The organism is Polynucleobacter sp. TSB-Sco08W16 (genome assembly GCF_018687455.1).
GTDB lineage: Bacteria > Pseudomonadota > Gammaproteobacteria > Burkholderiales > Burkholderiaceae > Polynucleobacter.
Genome location: NZ_CP061291.1, coordinates 634,704 through 651,562 on the forward strand (window position 1 = coordinate 634,704; position 16,859 = coordinate 651,562).

Here is a 16,859-nt window from a genome sequence, read left to right on the forward strand (position 1 = left end):
AATTCTACAGGCGTATTAGCTCATCACACCAATTTGCCAGGGTACAAATTCATAATCCCCAAGACCCAAAAGCTCGCTCTTGGACGGTTCGCCTGAGGCAGTTCTAAGGAATAGTTCAAAAATACGTTGACCCATCTCCTGAACGGAGACGGTGCCATCCAAAATCTCTCCACAGTTAATATCCATATCTTCAGTAAGACGTTGATACATGGGGGTATTAGTGGCTAGCTTGATGCAGGGTGCAGGCTTAGAGCCGAACATGGATCCTCGGCCAGTGGTGAAGGCGACTAAATTTGCTCCCCCTGCAATTTGACCAGTAGCAGAGACTGGATCAAAGCCAGGGGTATCCATAAATACGAAACCTTTAGTGTTCACTGGTTCTGCATATTTATAAACTTCCATGAGTGGACCAGTGCCCCCTTTCATAGAGGAGCCTAAAGATTTTTCAAAGATATTGGCAAGGCCGCCGATTTGATTCCCGGGGCTAACTTGACCGTTAATCTGAACATCTCGACCTACGGAGTATTCGTCTTTCCACCAACGAATGCGTTTGATGAGTTTTTCACCAATCTCTTTGCTGGCTGCACGACGGGTGAGAGTATGTTCAACACCATAGATTTCTGGGGTTTCAGACAAAATTCCGGTGCCGCCATGACGAGACAAAATATCAATTGCCGCACCTAACGCTGGGTTAGCAGTAATCGAAGAGAAGCCATCAGAGCCACCGCATTGGAGGCCAACAGTCAGGTGACTTGCAGATACAGTCTCACGCTTTGCTTTATTTGCTTCTGGCAATAAAGCTTTTACTGCTTCAATACCTGCTTCAATTGTTTTGCGAGTGCCGCCAGACTCTTGCATGATGAAGGTATGCAAGTTAGTTCCTGCCTGAAGGTCTTCTTGTTCCATCAAACCTTTAAGTTGGTTGCGTTCGCAACCCAAGCCAACAATGAGTGCTGCAGCTAGGTTGGGGTGGCGAGCATAACCAGCCATAGTACGGCGAAGTAATTGCATTGGCTCACCACTCATTTCCATGCCGCAACCGATATCGTGACTAAATGCCACCACGCCATCCACATTCGGAAAATCTTTTAATCTTTCAGGTGTAAACCAATCAGCAATCTTGTTTACAACTGTCGCTGAGCAGTTCACGGTGGACAGAATGCCAATAAAGTTTCGTGTGCCTACTTTGCCGTTGGGTCTCACATAGCCCTGGAATGTGGCGCGCTCTGACTCTGGCAACATTTGGGTAGGTTTGAATTCACTTGAATAAGCGTAGTCACGATCAAATTCATGAAACTCGGTGTTGTGGCTATGAACCATGGTGCCTGGCTCAATATCGATATTGGCAAAACCAACGGTTACGTTGTACTTTAGGATCGGTTCCCCTTTGAGAATCTTCTTCGTGGCAATTTTGTATCCAGCCGGAACTTGGCTACGACTGGTGAAATTTTCACTAGGCACTTCCGTGCCAATACCAACATCAACTCGTGCAACAACAATGTTGTCATTCGGATGCAAGCGAATGATCGGACCTATTAAGCGTTTTTCGGAGATTTCAATCATGGATTTCTTTCGTATAGATAGTTTGATTATTCGGCAGTTGCACCAGATTTTTTGACAATGGAGCGCCACTTAGCTACTTCGGATTTGATGTAATCGCCCAATTGAGCTGGGGTGCTCGTGGCTACTTCAAAGCCTTTGCTGTTGATTTGCCCTTTGATTTCCGGATTATTTAATACATTAATGAGTTGTGAATTGAGTTTATCAATAATCGCTTTTGGCGTATTGGCTGGCGCAACAATCGCATAGACAAGCTCAACTTCATATTTTGGTAAATATTCTGAGATTGCAGGAATCTCTGGAGCATTGGGCGAGCGCTTGAGGCTAGTGATGCCTAAAGGAATTAATTTTCCAGAGCGAACATAAGGCAAAGCGGCGGGCGTGCCAACGAGGGCAGTGTCAATTTGGCCACCAAGAACATCGGTTAATGCTGGTGCAGCACCTTTGTAAGGAACGTGAAGAATATCTGTTCCCGCCTGGGTATTAAAGAGTTCGCCACCTAGGTGAAGTGGTGTACCTGATCCTGATGAGGCAAAGCTGACTTTATTAGGATTGGCTTTGGCGTAAGCAATCAACTCAGGAATAGTCTTGAATGGCGCAGAAGGAGTAGCAACGAATAAGAGTGATGACGATGCAACCAAGCTGACTGGCGCAAAGTCCTTAATGAGGTTGTAGTTCAGTTTTTTGTATAAGGTTTCATTGATTGCTTGGGTGCCGACCATCATGAGAAAGAGGGTGTAGCCATCAGGCTTAGCATTGGCAACATATTCTGCAGCTAGGTTAGCGCCAGCCCCAGGCTTATTGTCAATAATAATGGGTTGGCCAAGAGTGTCTCCTAGTTTCGGTGCGAAGCCTCTAGCCAATACATCAGAAGGACCTCCAGCGGCAAATGGGACAATCAGCTTAATAGGCTGAGTGGGATAGTTTTGAGCTTGCGCGCTTACAGCAAGGCAGGTGCTGACAAGCGACAATGCCAAAAATATTTTTCTCATGTAATGTTCTCCTTATTCTGCATCATTATTCTTATTTAATTTCGATTTCAATACTTTGTAAAAATGAAAATTACTCAGGCAACCATCTTTCCTCTTTCAATCCCGCTTATTGAGCCAATCAAGATGGCAAAAGAGTTCATTACGGATGCCAAAACAGTGTTACTTTGCCTAACTGATGAGCAAGGTCGCCAAGGGTGGGGTGAGGCCTCTACTGCGCCACTCATGACAGGTGAAACTTTGGATAGCCTGGTTGGAAGCCTAAGATATTTAGTTGAAAAGGCACGCGCTATTGAGTGGAATGATCCCAAGCATTTTTCCAGCGCTTGTGATGGCATTCTGTATGACAACCCCTCAGCAAAATCTTGCCTGCAGATGGCATTACTCGATTTGTATACCCAGAAAGAATCAATTTCTTTATGGGAGTATCTACGCACTCTTAACAACCAGATTAAAGACTCTGCGACCACTGAAATTCCTTTGTTGCGTATGCTTGGCGGTACCCTAGACAAGGAAATAGCTGATGCTAAATCCTTTCGTGAGGCTGGCTTTAAGCATTGGAAGATCAAGATTGGCTCTTTATCGCTTGAAGAGGATTTGCATCGCGTCCAAGTGCTGACTAATTTACTTGAGGGTGATGTTGTATCTGTAGATGCAAACGGGGCGATGTCTTTAGACAATGCCATACAGTTTTGCAGATCTTCACAGGCCACTAAATTGTCATTTGCAGAACAATTAATTAATGCCAATTCAGCTTTAACGGATTTTGTTTTGTTGAAGCAGTGCTCTCCCATTCCTATAGGGTTAGATGAATCTATCCACGGATCTAATGAGATTGAGGAGTTCATGGAGGCGAATGCTCTAGACGGTGCTAGCTTAAAACTCATTAAGACTGGAGGCATACTGGAGGCTTGGAATTGCGCGCAAATATTGCAAAGCCATGATTTGAGTGTCAATTTAGCTTGCAAGGTTGCAGAGACATCACTATCGGGAGCTGCCACAGCTTCGATTGGCTTTGCTATTGGCAATGTTCCTTGGGGATTTAGCATGTCAAATCAATATCTACAGTTTGATATCTGCGATAGACCATTAAGCGCAAAGCATGGCCATCTTGATGTCACCCAATTGAACCCAACGGGCATTGGCGTGACACCAAACTTGGATCGCGTGAAGGATGCTGTAGCCCAAGGTTATTCAATCACTCAATATTAAGCACGTCGAAAGCTGCTTTTAATCTACGAGAGTAGGAATCTGAAACCGTTTTGATTTCTTCTGGGGTCCACTTTCTGAAGCCTTCGCCTGCTTTCATGCCTGTTTTTCCGTCAGCCATGAGTTGCAGCACTTTTGGCGGCAGGGTAGTGATATTCGAAAGCGATGGATAGATCTCTTTAGCAGCATTAGCCATGCCATCCCAACCAGAAATTTCCTTTTGGGTCATTGGGCCTACTGCAGCATAGCGAAAACCAAAGCTATATCTCACGGCATCATCAATATCTGCAGGAGTCGCAATGCCCTCTTGAACTAGTGAGAGTGCCTCTCTCATCAAGGCATGTTGAATGCGGTTAGCTAAAAATCCGGGGATATCTTTTTTAACTAGCACTGGTTTTTTATCAATGGCTCTATATAGCTCGCAAGCTTGCTCAGCATATTTGAGCTCAGTCTTTTGACCCATGACAATCTCCACTAGAGGAACTACTTCAGCAGGCATAAAGTAGTGTGCGCCCATCATGCGATTGGCAGTTTTCAGTCCCTCTGCAATTTTGCTAATTGGGAAGCCAGAGCTGTTGCTTCCAATGGGAATATCTGCCGGTACAACTTGATCAAGATACTGAAATACTTCTTTTTTGAGTTCTAAGTTTTCTGCCACGGTCTCGATGACCCATGAGCATTGATTCCAGTCTTGCCAATCTTCTAATATGCCAACGAATTGCTGTTTCTTAATGTCAGCTTCTTCTTTGGTGGCATTGTCTCCTACCACGCCAATTTTCTTTGCGAGACCAATGGCTTTATCCAAGCAGGCTTCAGCCTTTTCTTTGGATCGACCCAATATCACTACGGGTATGTTTTGGGCGATAAAGCCTGCAGCAATGCCAGCGCCCATGATTCCGGTTCCAATAACTGCAACTGATTTCATGATTTATAAACCTATACGGTTAAGTAAAAATAACAGATGATCGATTCAGATCAATAACCACGTAAGGTTATCATTATTTGTGGTTTAATAGTTAAATAATAAAACTTACTTATCCGTATAACTTATCCCAGGAGACTGATTTATGACCATGCATAACCCCTTCCAGCCAGTTGAAAAAATCAAAACTGAAGTTTTCTCAACCATGCCTGAGAAATTTAGAAAAAAATCTCGCACCGGCTGGTCTGATCCAAACCGCCAGGGCGCTGAAGTAGAGTGTTTTTTAGAAGGCCCATCCTTTGATCGCGAAGGAAACTTATGGTTCGTTGATATTCCTTTTGGCCGTATTTTCCGTATTGATACTAAGGGTGAGTGGGAGCTCATTACTCAGTATGATGGCTGGCCAAATGGTATGAAGTTTCATAAAGATGGTCGTGCCTTTATTTGTGACTACAAAGCGGGCTTGCTTGCTTTGGATCCAAAGACTGGAAAGATTGAAACCATCTTGGGTTCTATGTATAGCGAGAACTTCAAGGGTCTTAACGATTTGCACTTTGCTTCTAATGGCGATTTGTATTTCACGGACCAAGGACAAACTGGTATTGCCGACCCTACTGGCCGTGTATTTCGTTTGCGCGCCAATGGCCAATTAGATCGCTTGGTACTGAATGTACCCAGTCCAAATGGTATTACCTTAAATACTCAAGAAAAGCATGTTTTTGTTGCAGCTACAAGATCACAGCAAATTTGGAGATTGCCATTGATGGCTGATGGCTCTGTGTCTAAGACTGGTGTAGCTATTCAGTTAACTGGCGGTGTAGCAGGTCCAGATGGTATTGAAATGGACTCAGAAAATGGATTGTTGGTTTGCCATTTGGGTATCGGTATCTGGAGATTTGATAACAATATGCTCCCAACCCATTTGATCTACTCTGAAAATCCACATCATCATCATTTGGCTAATATGTGCTTTGGTGGTGCTGATGGAAAAGATTTGTACATCACCGAATCTTTATCTGGCGATATCTTGAAGGCACGCCTTCCTGTTGCTGGTAAGAAGATGTTTGGACAGTCCTAAGTTGGCAGACCGATTGCCGTTATATAAGACTCTAGCTAATGCGCTAGAGCAGCACATTTATAACGGCGATTGGCCTGTTGGTTCAGTCTTGCCTGCAGAGGCAGATCTATGCAAAAGTTTTCATTCCAGTAGGCACACTTTGCGGCACGCGCTGCAGATTCTGGAGTCCAATGGTTTGATCTTTCGTCGCCAAGGCGCTCCAACACAAGTAGTTTCAAGGCAGCGCTTAAGGCGTTTCACGCAGAGTTTCAACTCGCCAATTGATATCTTGAGTTACTCGCGAGATACTTATCGCATCAATATGGTTGAGGAGTTTATTGAGTTAGATCAACCTCTGAGTCAAATGGTTGGTGCCCCAGTAGGGTCTTCCTGGTATCACATTGGGGGGATGCGTAAGCGCCAAGAGTCTGAGGATGTAATTGCTTGGACTGATATCTATATCTTGCCGCAGTTTGCTTCGCTGACAAAAGATCCGGAGCATACTCAGGTGATGGTCTACGAGCAAATCGAGAAAAAATACGGCGCCAGAATTGAGAGGGCGGAAGTAGATGTGTATGCGGCTCCTGCATCAGCAAAAATTGCTGCTAAGTTAAATCTTGGACCTCACGATTCTTGCTTGGTGATTGTGCGTCGCTATTTTGATGACCAAGATAAGCTCTTTGAGACTACGGTAACGCATCATCCTGAAAATAAATATGTATACAGCATGGAATTTAAAGCGAGCTCAGAGGTCTAACTCACTATGAAATATTTATCTATCGCCCAAGCTGAAGCGTTTATTTCAAACGCACTTCAATCCGAAAGGGTTCCAGCTGCCGATGCGAACATCATTGCAAATTTAATGGTGCAGTCTGACTTGGTTGGCGCTGACGGGCATGGCATCTTTCGCTTACCAGCGTACTTAAAAAGGATTCGTGCAGGCGGCGTCAATCTCAACCCTAATATTCATATTGAACGTGAGCAGGGTGCAACAGCGCTGATTAATGGTGATAACGCTCTAGGCCATTTGGTCATGAATAGGGCGGTTGATTTAGCGATCGAAAAAGTAAAACAACATAGCGTGTGCTGGATTGGAAGTCATTATGGCAACCATTCCGGTGCAGCATCAGTGTATGTCCGTAAGTTGGCTGAGCAGGGTTATATCGGCATCTATATGGCCGTGGGTAATGCAAACCACATGGCCCCTTGGGGTGGAATCGATTTATTGTTATCTACCAATCCTATTGCGATTGCCGTTCCTGCTGGCGATGATCCGATAGTGCTCTTGGATATTGCCACGACGGTAGCTGCATATGGAAAAGTCAAGGTAGCAGCTCAGAAGGGGGAGTCCATTCCTGATGATTGGATGATCGATCGACAGGGAAAACCGATTACCGATCCAAAGAGATCTGCGGAAGGCTCCTTATTGCCGATTGGTGGTTACAAAGGTTACGGCTTAGCAGTGATGATTGGTTTACTTGCTGGTGCCCTCAATAATGCAGCGGTTGGTAAAGGAACTATTGATTTTAATGCGCATCATGATCTGATTACTAATACAGGTCAAACCATCATTGCGGTTGATCCAAGTGCATTTGGTGATAAAGAAGAGTTTGTAAAGCGCGTCATTGCTTTGGTAAATGACTTGAAAAATTCATCAACCCTTCCTGGTGTTAAAGAAATTCGTGTACCAGGTGAGGGTGCAGCAAAGAAAATGGCGGAGAGAATGGCTTCAGGAATTCCTGTAGCTCCCGAACTGCTTGAGGCATTAAATACTTGCGCTAAGGAGTGTGGCATAGCGCCATTGAATTTATAGAATTACTGGAGGAGACAATATGTTTAAAAAATTAATAAAAAACATAGCAATAAGTGTTGTAGTGGTCCCAGTATTAATGGGTTCAGCCTTCGCTGCATACCCAGATAAGCCCATCAAGATGATGATTGGCTATGCACCAGGCAGCTCAACGGATATTGTTGGCAGAATGATTGCCAATGATCTCAGTATTGCTCTGAAGCAACCGATTATTGTTGAGAATCGCGGTGGTGCTGCAGGTAGCTTGGCTGCCGAGGCTGTTGCTAAAAGTAATCCCGATGGTTACACCATCTTATTTGCACAAAATGGCTTAGCAATTAATGTGGCAGCTAATCCAAAGTTGCCATTTAATGGTCAAAAAGATTTGCTTCCTGTAGTAGGAGTGGCTGCTACACCGCACATATTGATTGTGAACAACAATTCACCTGCTAAGTCTGTAGCAGATCTGATTGCTATGCTAAAAGCGGATCCCGGGAAGTTAAGCTTTGGATCTTCCGGAATTGGAAATTCAGATCACATGGCGGGTGAATTATTTTTGGCTACAACTGGCTTGCAAGCTATTCACGTTCCATACAAGGGCGGGGCTCCAGCTGCTACAGATTTAATGGGCGGACAGATTGATTTTTACTTTGCTGGTATGCCGGTCGGCCTTCCTTTGTATAAAGGCGATAAGGTCAGGGGCTTGGCGGTTACTAGTAAGGGGCGCTTTAGTGGCGCGCCTGAACTAGTGACGATTCAGGAGGCTGGCGTGAAAGGTTATGAGATGGCCTTGTGGCAAGGGATCTTTGTTGCAGCGGGCACTTCACCTGCCATCGTTAAGCAACTGAACGCTGCCACTCTGAAAATCTTAGAAACACCAGAGATGAAAGAGCGTTTTCAAAAGGCGGGCGTTCAAATTGCACCGATGAATACCCAGCAGTTCTCAGATCTCTACTTCTCCGATATTGCTCGGTGGAAGGTGGTTATAGAAAAGGCGAAGATTAAGCTGGATTAATTTTCAAAATCGATTAAGTAAATGCTTAGGCGCTGAGGTCAAATACCAAGACTTCAGCGCTTTTTCCATTGGCGATATCTATTTGAGATTCATCTTGAATTAATAGCGCATCTCCAGCATTTAAGTCTTGGCCATTGACGCTGAGCGAACCTTGAATTAAATGAACATACGCTTTTCGCTTTGGATTTAATGTTAGTGAAGCCGCTTGATTGCCATCAAACAGACCTGCATACATCTTCGCATCCGCAGTCATGCTAACTGATCCATCCTGACCATCAGGCGAGGCCACTAAACAAAGCTTTCCTTGTTTGTTTGCTGGCGGAATTGTTTTCTGTTCATAGCCAGGCGTGATTTCTAAGGCATTCGGTTCAATCCAAATTTGCAAGAAATGGGTTGTTTGATCTTTTGCATGATTGAACTCGCTGTGGGTTACGCCAGTGCCTGCACTCATGCGTTGCACATCTCCTGGCGGAATGCCTTTGACATTGCCCATGCTATCTTCATGCGCCAATTCTCCGGATAGAACATAGCTAATGATCTCCATGTTCCGATGGCTATGTTTGCCAAACCCCATCCCTGGTGCGACGCGATCCTCATTGATCACTCGTAGATTCCCCCAACCCATAAAACGAGGGTCGTGGTACCCAGCAAAGGAGAAGGAGTGAAAGCTCTTGAGCCAGCCGTGGTCTGCGTAGCCTCGATCTTGGGATTTTCTGAGAAATAGCATGTATTTAGCGCCGATTATTTCGTTAAGTTATGAATAAGGACATTATCATTAGCTTTTACGATATTTGCCAACTGGTAGCGCATGGGAAGCTTTAAACAGAATACGCAAGAAACCTTTTTAGGAATTTCTGAGACCGCTCGGGAGAACTGGGGTGACTTCGTTCAATTTTTGAAGGAAGCTTGGCCGCTATTGGCTTTATTACTCGTGATTTTGATGGGAATCTGGTGGTATGCCGATCCGCCGCCCCCAAGACATGTGCTGATGGCTACTGGATCGCCTGGTGGATCCTATGAAGATCTCGGTAAAAAATATGCAGAATTCTTTGCGAAGAAGGGGGTTGTACTTGAGCTTGTGCCCTCCATGGGGGCCGAAGAAAATATCGCCCGCTTAAGCGACCGTAAGGATCCAATTCAGGCTGCATTTGTACAGGCAGGTGTTGGGCATCCAAAAGATGTTAGCGGCATTCAGTCATTGGGTTCAATTGGGTATGACCCGATTTGGTTTTTCTATAACGGACCCGAATTACCGCAGAGTGATTTTGCAATCGTTAATCGACATGCAAAATATTTTTCAAATCGTAAAATTTCTGTTGGGGTGAAAGGTAGCGGAACCCATGCACAAGCGATCCATATTCTGACTGCATCAGGAATGGATAAATCAGCTCTGCAATTTGTTCACTTACCTGGAGAGCAGGCTGTTAAAGCTTTGCAGCGGGGTGAGATCGATGGAACCTTTATCGTAGATGCCTTTGAGGCACCTAACGTTCAAGAGTTGCTCAAGGATCCTAAGATTCATTTGGTGACCTTCAGGCGTGCAGCTGCTTATGCCAAGCGTATTCCTTACTATCATATTTTGGATGTGCCTGAGGGCGCCTTTGACTTAGAGCGCAACTTTCCTGGTGAAGATATCAAGTTATTGGCTACTTCCACGAATTTATTAATTGACGATCGTATGCATCCAGCAATCCAATTTTTATTTCTTGAGGCGGCTAGAGAAATCAATGGCAAGGCTTCTTTCTTTGCGCATAGAGGTGAATTCCCCTCCTTCAAAGATTCTCTTTTTCCAGAGAGTCCAGTAGCGGTTCACTACGAGAAAAATAATTACCCCTTACTCTCCGCGTATTTTCCATTTTGGGCAGCTGAATTTATTAGCCGTCTACTCTTTGTATTGTTGCCATTCTGTGTGCTTGCTTACCCTGTATTACGGGTACTGCCAAGCTATCGTATGCGCTTGATGTATAACAAAATCAACCGTCTCTATGGAACGCTGAAAACATACGAACAAGATTTATTAATGGGCTTTTCTGCTGAGAAACGCGATGATTATTTAAAGAAGCTCGATCTGCTGGAATATCAGGCTTTAAACATTCAAGTCTCTAAGCGCCTGGCGGGTGACTACTATGCCTTACGTACCAGTATTGATTACGTACGCAACTGTTTAAATCGGGGAATGCATCCTTATCAATCCAATGAAGAGCCTCAGCCCTATCAATACACTGACGGTGTTGACCCCGACCTGTAAAAGCAGGTTTTTTATTCGTTATCGCTATTTCTGCTGGGAAACTTGAAGGACGCGTAACGCACTACAGCATTGGCTAATGCCAAAATTAGAATAGTGATGCCCATGAACAAAATGGCCATATCTGCTTCATGCTTAGTGTTTACAAGATCGATAATCAAGCGGGTAACTGCTGTGATGGCAACATAGATCAAGAAGCGCACAGGCATATGATTGGTCTTGAAATAAATACCCACCATGGCGCCAATCTCTAAGTAGATAAATAGCAGCAATAAATCTTCAATTGAGGCTGAGCCTTTACTGACCATTCCTAAGAATGCAACGGCTGCTGACCATACGGTGGCAGCGCCAATTCCAAATAGGGCGATACGATGAAACAGAGAAACAAATAAGTTGCCAATGGGGACTGTCCACTTTTCAATAGCATCTTCCAGCTTAGTGGCATCTTTTGGTGAGGTAGGGGTCATATTCATAAAGCCTCCAGCGTTCTATTGATGGATCTCAGTATATTTCTCAATTCGGAGAAGTAAATAAAAAAAGAGGCGCAAAGACCTCTTTTTTTGCAAGAGTTGACCTTCGTCAAGCAAGTGAATCCGCCCAGATATTGTGAGCCCAGCCCCATGCATAAATCCCCTCAAGAGTGGTGGGCCCAGGAGACACGCCACCAGAGCCAGGGACGGGCTTAAATGTTTTCTCAGCAGCAATGTATTGGTGAACGCTGGCAACGTGTATCACTTCCTTGGCATTCACAAAGCTATAGCAAGTATTGGTTAAAACTGGCGAGGGGTTTACTTCCCAATCACTAAGTTCAGCAACTATTGCAGCAGCAGCTACCTTGGCATGTTGATTGGCCATATGCCCTGATTTGGGCATCGCGTATGCGACCTGAATCGAATCCCCTAGGACATGAATGTCCTTTTGTGCCGTGGATTCAAAATTCAAAAAGTTTACATTCACCCAGCGACCATTCGAGTTGGCTAGACCAGTTTTGACCGCAATCTCACCTGCACTCATGGTGGGAAGCAAATTTAAGACATCTGCCTTGATCTCATCCTGAATTTCAAAATGAATTGTTTTAGTTTTTGCATCTACCGCAGTTACGTTGTGTTTGGGTAGGTACTCCACCATGCCAGGGTATTGCTCAGCCCATACCTTCTTAAATAAAGCACCCTTAGAGACCACATCTTGATTGGCGTCTAGGATGAGGACTTTCGATTTCGGCTTATTTTGTTTGAAATAGCTAGCTACTTGGCAAGCCCGCTCGTAAGGTCCGGGAGGGCAGCGATAGGGTGCTTCAGGAATGCTGATGGCATAAGTGCCACCATCACGCATAGCGGCTAGTTGCTTATGTAAAGCCACAGTCTCGGGCCCCGCTTTCCATGCCTGCAGGGTCACTCCAGCCTTATTGGCTTGTGATAGCCCCTCAATACTATTCATGAGTAGACTTACGCCTGGCGATACGATTACTTTGTCATATGGCAGTATTTTTCCGGAGGATAGCTTCACTACTTTTTTATCGGGATCAATACTCGTGACACTATCTTGAATAATTTTTACGCCATGTCGCTTGCTGAGACCGTCATAAGGACTGGTGAGTTCAGCTAGAGTGCGAGACCCACCAACAACAAGATTGGAGAGTGGGCAAGAAATGAATGAGGTATTGGGCTCAATCAAGGTCACTTTGGCCGTATTGTTGGAGAACAGTCGCAGATACTTAGCAGCTGTAGCGCCGCCATAGCCGCCACCAATCACAAGAATTTCTGCCTTTTGTAAATTTGCCCGTGCCTGCCCTGAGAAGCCTGCTAGCAATCCAAGTGCTGCTGCACTCTGACCAATAAAGTATCGACGATCCATGATGTATTCCTAATTATTTCTTGCCAAGTTGTTTGGCAATGATTTCGAGTTGCTCATCAGAGTAGCCTTTTGCTAACTGCGGCATGATCGTACCTTCGCGTGCACCAGATTTAAAAGCCAGGAGTTGAGCCAGCATTTGCTCGCTAGTGTATCCATTGATGAGTGGCATCCCACCATTGGGAACACCTTTACCGTCTGTGCCGTGACAGTTAGCGCAAGTTGCCGCTAGTCCTCGGTTATAAAGAGTAGTGGCATCTGGAGTTTGACTAAAACTACTCTTTGCATAAATGCCCAATAAGCCAGTAATCACTAGAGCTTGCAATATAGCAAGCCTCAAATTCTTGATTCGCATTGTTACTAATCTCCACCCTAATTGAATCAGCTATCAGTCCATAGCTGTATAAACGTATTCTTGCTCTATCTTAATCAAGTAGCGGCATCAAAGTACTGCTGGACTTAGATTGATTTTTCATCAGCCTATTACAAAAAGTGCGATACGTGACATTTCGCTCCCAAAGGGAGTAAGCCCTATAAACTATAGGCATGCGTGGCTCATTTACCCTTCGATACGCCTTCTTAAGCCTAGTTTTGGCAATATTTGCCTATTTATACGGTTTAGATAGTCGTTTTGCGCCTAAAAATGGCGACGAGTATCCCTACATGCACATTGTTCGCATGACAGCTGATGCTGGTAGCTGGTTGCCCCTTCAGTCCCAAATGGAAGGCATCAAAAATACCAAGCCACCTCTGATATTTTGGCAAGGTATTGCGAGCACCCATTGGGCAAGTCAGTGGAGCTTGGAGTATCTACGTTGGCCGAGCGTACTCTATACAGCCTTGACCGCCTTCTTTTTATTTTTAGCCGTGCGTCGTTTCAGTGGAAAAACGCAAACAGGATTTTTAGCCGCCTTAGTATGGCTATCCTTTTTTGCAACGTACCGCTATGGACGTCCTTTTCTAACGGATCCTCCGGAAGTCTTTTGGATCAGCCTGCCATTTTTGGCCATCTTGTATTGGGGAAAGAATGCCTTTGAATCTAAATTCTTTTTTCCAGTACTGGCTGGTATCTGTTTTGGTTTGGCGCTCTTTGCTAAATCATTTGCCTATATTGCACCTGCCACCTTAGCCCTGGGTTTGTATTACTGGCATTGGCGTCAATGGCGCATTTCTCAAACACTGATTCGTGATCTGTATAAATTAGTGTTTATTGGGGTATTGGCCTTAGCAGTATTTGCTTTGTGGTTTGCGCTTGATCCCCAGCCGGAGGCGGTTTGGAGGGAGTTTGTATTGGGTGAGAATGCTGGCAAATTTACAGCGCGTAGCTCCAATTACCTATTAGATTTAGTCCGAGGTGGCGATAGCATTTGGATGCTCTTGCTAACTACGCTTGCCAATGCGGGACTATTTACTTTTGTTTTGATCTCAACGCTCATGCAATGTTGGCGTGAGCGTCGTTTTCTGTCTGCAGAGGAAGTTCTGCTCTTGTTGTTGATCGCTGCATTCCTGCTCATCTTTTCTTTGCCAAGCCAGCGTTCTGGCCGTTATCTTTTGCCAGTTATGCCGGCGTTTGCTACTTTAATTGCATTGCATTGGGATCGTTTGCCATTGTGGGGATTCCGGATCGCTTTGTTATTGCAAGGCCTTGTTTTGGGTCTCTTAATTTGGCTTGGTCTGAATTTACAACTCTCTGGTTTTATGGGTGAGGCTGGGTCATGGATGTATAGCCCAATTCATTGGGTGTTCATGGCAATTTGCGTAGTCCTCGTCATCATCGGCTTCATCAAACGAGAGCAATGCAAAGCATTTGCCCTCATGGGCTGTTTTCTGACTTACTGCGCACTAACTAGTAGCTTGAGCCCGCTGGAGGGGCAGTTGGGTCGTTTCTCAGCGGCAAGCATTGCGCAAGTACAAGGTAAGGATGTCTGGATTCCTTGTGACTACCGCGCTAAGGACGAGGAGTATCGCTTACTCATTCCGGGGGCCCAGCTACATGGTTATCTTGCAAAAGATGCAGGAAATGTGGATGGCCTTACTAAAACCTATCCTCTAGTGGCGGTTCAGGCTCCATTGGGTGTTACTCCCGTCATCTGTGAGTCATGTCAGTTCATTGGTCAGAGAATGGAAATGAGAGCACGCCATTCTGACGAAGAAATTAAAGCAATGCTGTTAGGTCATATTGGCGAGCATCTTTTTGTTACTGAATATTTGATTACCACACCCGTTTCTAATCCAGACCTTTTGAGTGCGAAGGACGCTTGTAGATGAACCGCGTCATTGCCCTTTGTTTTTTATTGCTAGCTGCTGTGCTGGGTTTCATTCACATTGAAGGTCGTCCTGCGTGGGCGCCATTTACGATTCCAGAAGTCGCTCAATTAGAATCTGAAGAAGTTCAATCAGACTCCAAGCCGGGAGCATCTAAGCTCAAGTTGGTAACTCAGTCCGCAATAACTGCCCCAAGGGCTGATTGGGTACCTGACACTGGCGTCGCCTCAGTGCATGCTGCATCCTTAATTGTCTTAAAGGATGGAAACGTCAGAGCCTTTTGGTTTGCTGGTAGCCGAGAGGGTGCGGCTGATGTGGTGATTAATTCTGCGGTATTTGATACTAAGACAAATGCTTGGAGCGCACCTGTAGTAGTGATGGATAGGGTCGCTGCAGAAAAGGGTTTGGCGCGTTATATCGCTAAGTTAGGCAATCCCGTCCCCGCAAGATTGTCGGATGGCCGACTGCAACTATTTTTTGTCACTGTTTCGATTGGTGGTTGGGCGGGAAGCTCTATCTCAACCATATTTTCCGATGATGAGGGCTCAACGTGGAGCCGTCCTCAGCGCTTGATTACTTCACCATTGATTAATTTAAGCACCCTCGTGAAGTCACCCGCAGTCCAGTTTTCTGATGGTCGCTTAGGTTTACCGGCTTATCACGAGTGGATTGGGCGTTTTGGCGAATTCTTGAGATTGGACGCTGCTCAAGTGATCGATAAGCGCCGCATGAGTTCTGGCCGAAGCGCCATTCAACCGCTAGTGTTTGTCAATGCAGCCGAAGATGCCACTGCTTATTTCCGTCAAACAAGAAGTGCAGGACAGGCAAAGCAAATTCCCGTAAGTCATACTCAAAATGCAGGGCAATCCTGGCAATCTGCGAGTGATCTTGAAGTGGCTAATCCCAACTCTGCTGTAGCTGGTTTAACACTTCAGAGTGGCGCGCATTTACTAGCTTTAAATAATATCGAAGTAGGGCGTCATCGTTTGGTTTTACTGATGAGTGATCCCAAGGTAGGGCAATGGCAGGTGATAGATGTGCTGGAAGATGATGAAGCGTTACCAAATGAGCAGCGCAAGGAATATTCCTATCCTTATTTAATGAGCGCCAATGGTAATGATGCCCATCTGGTCTACACCTGGGATCGCAAAAAGATTCGACATGTCTATTTCTCGAGTGCATGGCTGACTCGAGCTTTTAGTCAGTTGCCACAGCAATCTAGCGCCCAATCCATGCCTGATTCTAAGGAGGCTCAATGATGAATAGCCTCATGCAAACTTTTGCATTAGTAGAGATGTCGATTACATGCTCTCTGATCCTGATTTGGATTCTCCAGAAAATTGCACAAGAGGTATTCCCATTTATCGTAAAAGTATTGCTTTTACTGATACTCGCTAATCTCTTTTTCTGGCCATTGGGCATGTCTCTTGAGCTACCTTTAGCAGCTTACGTGCGAGGTGTGACTGGCGACCTCAGCATTGTCACTACATTATTGTTATGGAGTACCTTGGTACACAGCAATAAATCAACGCCCATTGCAGTGAAGTTTGTCATTCTGATAATTGCCCTTGCTTTTTACCCTCTTGCATTAGGGCTTAGCATGCATGATCCATACGCATGGGGTTATGGCTCAATTACCTTCTTGTTGTTTGTGCTTCTACTCGCTCTAATCTGTGGGCTGACTAATTGGAGCAAAGGTGTTTGGATTATAGGTTTGGCCATCATCGCTTGGAGCGCCCATTGGCATGAGTCTGCCAATCTTTGGGATTACCTTTTAGACCCGTTCTTGGCTTTATGGGTATTCTGTTCATTGTTTGCTGCTGTTCTTGCTAAACGAAAAGAAAAAGCCCGCTCTGGTTATTTATTTAGACCAGGTTAATTCTTGCTCAAAAACAAAGTAGTAAAGTAGAGTGAACCTAGTAAGCGATTTGCAGAGATGAATACTGAGGCAGACATG

16 protein-coding genes are annotated in these 16,859 nt (G+C 45.0%); 9 read left to right on the forward strand and 7 right to left on the reverse strand.

Annotated features, from left to right (window positions below; translation table 11 throughout):
* Positions 1 to 15 precede the first annotated feature (15 nt).
* Both FD961_RS03325 and FD961_RS03330 read right to left on the reverse strand, forming a co-directional pair.
* On the reverse strand, positions 16 to 1,563 hold the full coding sequence (locus tag FD961_RS03325) for a UxaA family hydrolase (RefSeq protein ID WP_215394099.1): 1,548 nt from the start codon (positions 1,561 to 1,563) through the stop codon (positions 16 to 18).
* A gap of 26 nt (positions 1,564 to 1,589) precedes the next feature.
* Positions 1,590 to 2,552, reverse strand: coding sequence for a tripartite tricarboxylate transporter substrate binding protein (locus FD961_RS03330; protein WP_215394100.1), 963 nt, complete (start codon positions 2,550 to 2,552; stop codon positions 1,590 to 1,592).
* Between the two features lie 63 nt (positions 2,553 to 2,615).
* Here FD961_RS03330 and FD961_RS03335 point away from each other — a divergent pair, with 63 nt between their 5' ends.
* Complete coding sequence (locus FD961_RS03335) at positions 2,616 to 3,761, forward strand: mandelate racemase/muconate lactonizing enzyme family protein (protein ID WP_215394101.1); 1,146 nt, start codon at positions 2,616 to 2,618, stop codon at positions 3,759 to 3,761.
* Here the strand turns inward: FD961_RS03335 and FD961_RS03340 are convergent.
* The gene (locus FD961_RS03340) at positions 3,748 to 4,683 is read right to left on the reverse strand and encodes a 3-hydroxyacyl-CoA dehydrogenase family protein (protein ID WP_215394102.1); all 936 of its coding nucleotides are present in this window, start codon (positions 4,681 to 4,683) and stop codon (positions 3,748 to 3,750) included. The genes FD961_RS03335 and FD961_RS03340 overlap by 14 nt on opposite strands.
* A gap of 142 nt (positions 4,684 to 4,825) precedes the next feature.
* Here FD961_RS03340 and FD961_RS03345 point away from each other — a divergent pair, with 142 nt between their 5' ends.
* The 4 genes from FD961_RS03345 to FD961_RS03360 are packed head-to-tail and all read left to right on the forward strand — an operon-like array spanning position 4,826 to position 8,541.
* Entirely contained in the window at positions 4,826 to 5,758 is a 933-nt protein-coding gene (locus FD961_RS03345; RefSeq protein ID WP_251371317.1) for an SMP-30/gluconolactonase/LRE family protein, read from the forward strand.
* Between the two features lie 13 nt (positions 5,759 to 5,771).
* Entirely contained in the window at positions 5,772 to 6,494 is a 723-nt protein-coding gene (locus FD961_RS03350; protein WP_215394103.1) for a GntR family transcriptional regulator, read from the forward strand.
* A gap of 6 nt (positions 6,495 to 6,500) precedes the next feature.
* Positions 6,501 to 7,550: an Ldh family oxidoreductase gene (locus FD961_RS03355; protein WP_215394104.1), complete on the forward strand. Its 1,050-nt coding sequence runs from the start codon at positions 6,501 to 6,503 to the stop codon at positions 7,548 to 7,550.
* A gap of 19 nt (positions 7,551 to 7,569) precedes the next feature.
* The gene (locus FD961_RS03360; protein WP_215394105.1) at positions 7,570 to 8,541 is read left to right on the forward strand and encodes a tripartite tricarboxylate transporter substrate binding protein; all 972 of its coding nucleotides are present in this window, start codon (positions 7,570 to 7,572) and stop codon (positions 8,539 to 8,541) included.
* Positions 8,542 to 8,566: 25 nt separating this feature from the next.
* On the opposite strand, the gene FD961_RS03365 is transcribed toward FD961_RS03360, so the two are convergent.
* Positions 8,567 to 9,268, reverse strand: a complete 702-nt coding sequence (locus tag FD961_RS03365) for a pirin family protein (RefSeq protein WP_215394106.1) — start codon at positions 9,266 to 9,268, stop codon at positions 8,567 to 8,569.
* Between the two features lie 81 nt (positions 9,269 to 9,349).
* Between FD961_RS03365 and FD961_RS03370 the strand changes: the two genes are divergently transcribed.
* Positions 9,350 to 10,789, forward strand: a complete 1,440-nt coding sequence (locus tag FD961_RS03370) for a TAXI family TRAP transporter solute-binding subunit (protein ID WP_215394107.1) — start codon at positions 9,350 to 9,352, stop codon at positions 10,787 to 10,789.
* A gap of 11 nt (positions 10,790 to 10,800) precedes the next feature.
* On the opposite strand, the gene FD961_RS03375 is transcribed toward FD961_RS03370, so the two are convergent.
* From FD961_RS03375 to FD961_RS03385, 3 genes are all read right to left on the reverse strand, one after another.
* Positions 10,801 to 11,259 (reverse strand): phosphate-starvation-inducible protein PsiE, encoded by a 459-nt coding sequence (locus tag FD961_RS03375; RefSeq protein ID WP_215394108.1) that lies wholly within the window; start codon positions 11,257 to 11,259, stop codon positions 10,801 to 10,803.
* Between the two features lie 106 nt (positions 11,260 to 11,365).
* A complete protein-coding gene (locus FD961_RS03380; protein ID WP_215394109.1) occupies positions 11,366 to 12,640 on the reverse strand; it encodes an NAD(P)/FAD-dependent oxidoreductase in 1,275 nt (424 codons plus the stop codon).
* A gap of 13 nt (positions 12,641 to 12,653) precedes the next feature.
* Entirely contained in the window at positions 12,654 to 12,992 is a 339-nt protein-coding gene (locus FD961_RS03385; RefSeq protein WP_215394110.1) for a c-type cytochrome, read from the reverse strand.
* A 191-nt stretch (positions 12,993 to 13,183) separates the two neighbouring features.
* Between FD961_RS03385 and FD961_RS03390 the strand changes: the two genes are divergently transcribed.
* The 3 genes from FD961_RS03390 to FD961_RS03400 are packed head-to-tail and all read left to right on the forward strand — an operon-like array spanning position 13,184 to position 16,781.
* Positions 13,184 to 14,905, forward strand: coding sequence for a glycosyltransferase family 39 protein (locus FD961_RS03390; protein WP_215394111.1), 1,722 nt, complete (start codon positions 13,184 to 13,186; stop codon positions 14,903 to 14,905).
* On the forward strand, positions 14,902 to 16,161 hold the full coding sequence (locus FD961_RS03395; protein WP_215394112.1) for an exo-alpha-sialidase: 1,260 nt from the start codon (positions 14,902 to 14,904) through the stop codon (positions 16,159 to 16,161). Before FD961_RS03390 ends, FD961_RS03395 begins: the two co-directional genes overlap by 4 nt.
* Positions 16,158 to 16,781 (forward strand): hypothetical protein, encoded by a 624-nt coding sequence (locus FD961_RS03400; RefSeq protein ID WP_251371319.1) that lies wholly within the window; start codon positions 16,158 to 16,160, stop codon positions 16,779 to 16,781. The genes FD961_RS03395 and FD961_RS03400 overlap by 4 nt, the downstream gene beginning before the upstream one ends.
* Positions 16,782 to 16,859 lie beyond the last annotated feature (78 nt).

What these genes read in the sequence shown, in the direction of transcription:
- FD961_RS03365 (WP_215394106.1), bottom strand. Translation starts at nt 9,268, where the DNA reads ATGCTATTTCTCAGAAAATCCCAAGATCGAGGCTACGCAGACCACGGC.
- FD961_RS03385 (WP_215394110.1), bottom strand. Translation starts at nt 12,992, where the DNA reads ATGCGAATCAAGAATTTGAGGCTTGCTATATTGCAAGCTCTAGTGATT.
- FD961_RS03395 (WP_215394112.1), top strand. Translation starts at nt 14,902, where the DNA reads ATGAACCGCGTCATTGCCCTTTGTTTTTTATTGCTAGCTGCTGTGCTG.
- FD961_RS03330 (WP_215394100.1), bottom strand. Translation starts at nt 2,552, where the DNA reads ATGAGAAAAATATTTTTGGCATTGTCGCTTGTCAGCACCTGCCTTGCT.
- FD961_RS03400 (WP_251371319.1), top strand. Translation starts at nt 16,158, where the DNA reads ATGATGAATAGCCTCATGCAAACTTTTGCATTAGTAGAGATGTCGATT.
- FD961_RS03355 (WP_215394104.1), top strand. Translation starts at nt 6,501, where the DNA reads ATGAAATATTTATCTATCGCCCAAGCTGAAGCGTTTATTTCAAACGCA.
- FD961_RS03345 (WP_251371317.1), top strand. Translation starts at nt 4,826, where the DNA reads ATGACCATGCATAACCCCTTCCAGCCAGTTGAAAAAATCAAAACTGAA.
- FD961_RS03370 (WP_215394107.1), top strand. Translation starts at nt 9,350, where the DNA reads ATGGGAAGCTTTAAACAGAATACGCAAGAAACCTTTTTAGGAATTTCT.
- FD961_RS03335 (WP_215394101.1), top strand. Translation starts at nt 2,616, where the DNA reads ATGAAAATTACTCAGGCAACCATCTTTCCTCTTTCAATCCCGCTTATT.
- FD961_RS03375 (WP_215394108.1), bottom strand. Translation starts at nt 11,259, where the DNA reads ATGAATATGACCCCTACCTCACCAAAAGATGCCACTAAGCTGGAAGAT.
- FD961_RS03360 (WP_215394105.1), top strand. Translation starts at nt 7,570, where the DNA reads ATGTTTAAAAAATTAATAAAAAACATAGCAATAAGTGTTGTAGTGGTC.
- FD961_RS03325 (WP_215394099.1), bottom strand. Translation starts at nt 1,563, where the DNA reads ATGATTGAAATCTCCGAAAAACGCTTAATAGGTCCGATCATTCGCTTG.
- FD961_RS03380 (WP_215394109.1), bottom strand. Translation starts at nt 12,640, where the DNA reads ATGGATCGTCGATACTTTATTGGTCAGAGTGCAGCAGCACTTGGATTG.
- FD961_RS03340 (WP_215394102.1), bottom strand. Translation starts at nt 4,683, where the DNA reads ATGAAATCAGTTGCAGTTATTGGAACCGGAATCATGGGCGCTGGCATT.
- FD961_RS03390 (WP_215394111.1), top strand. Translation starts at nt 13,184, where the DNA reads ATGCGTGGCTCATTTACCCTTCGATACGCCTTCTTAAGCCTAGTTTTG.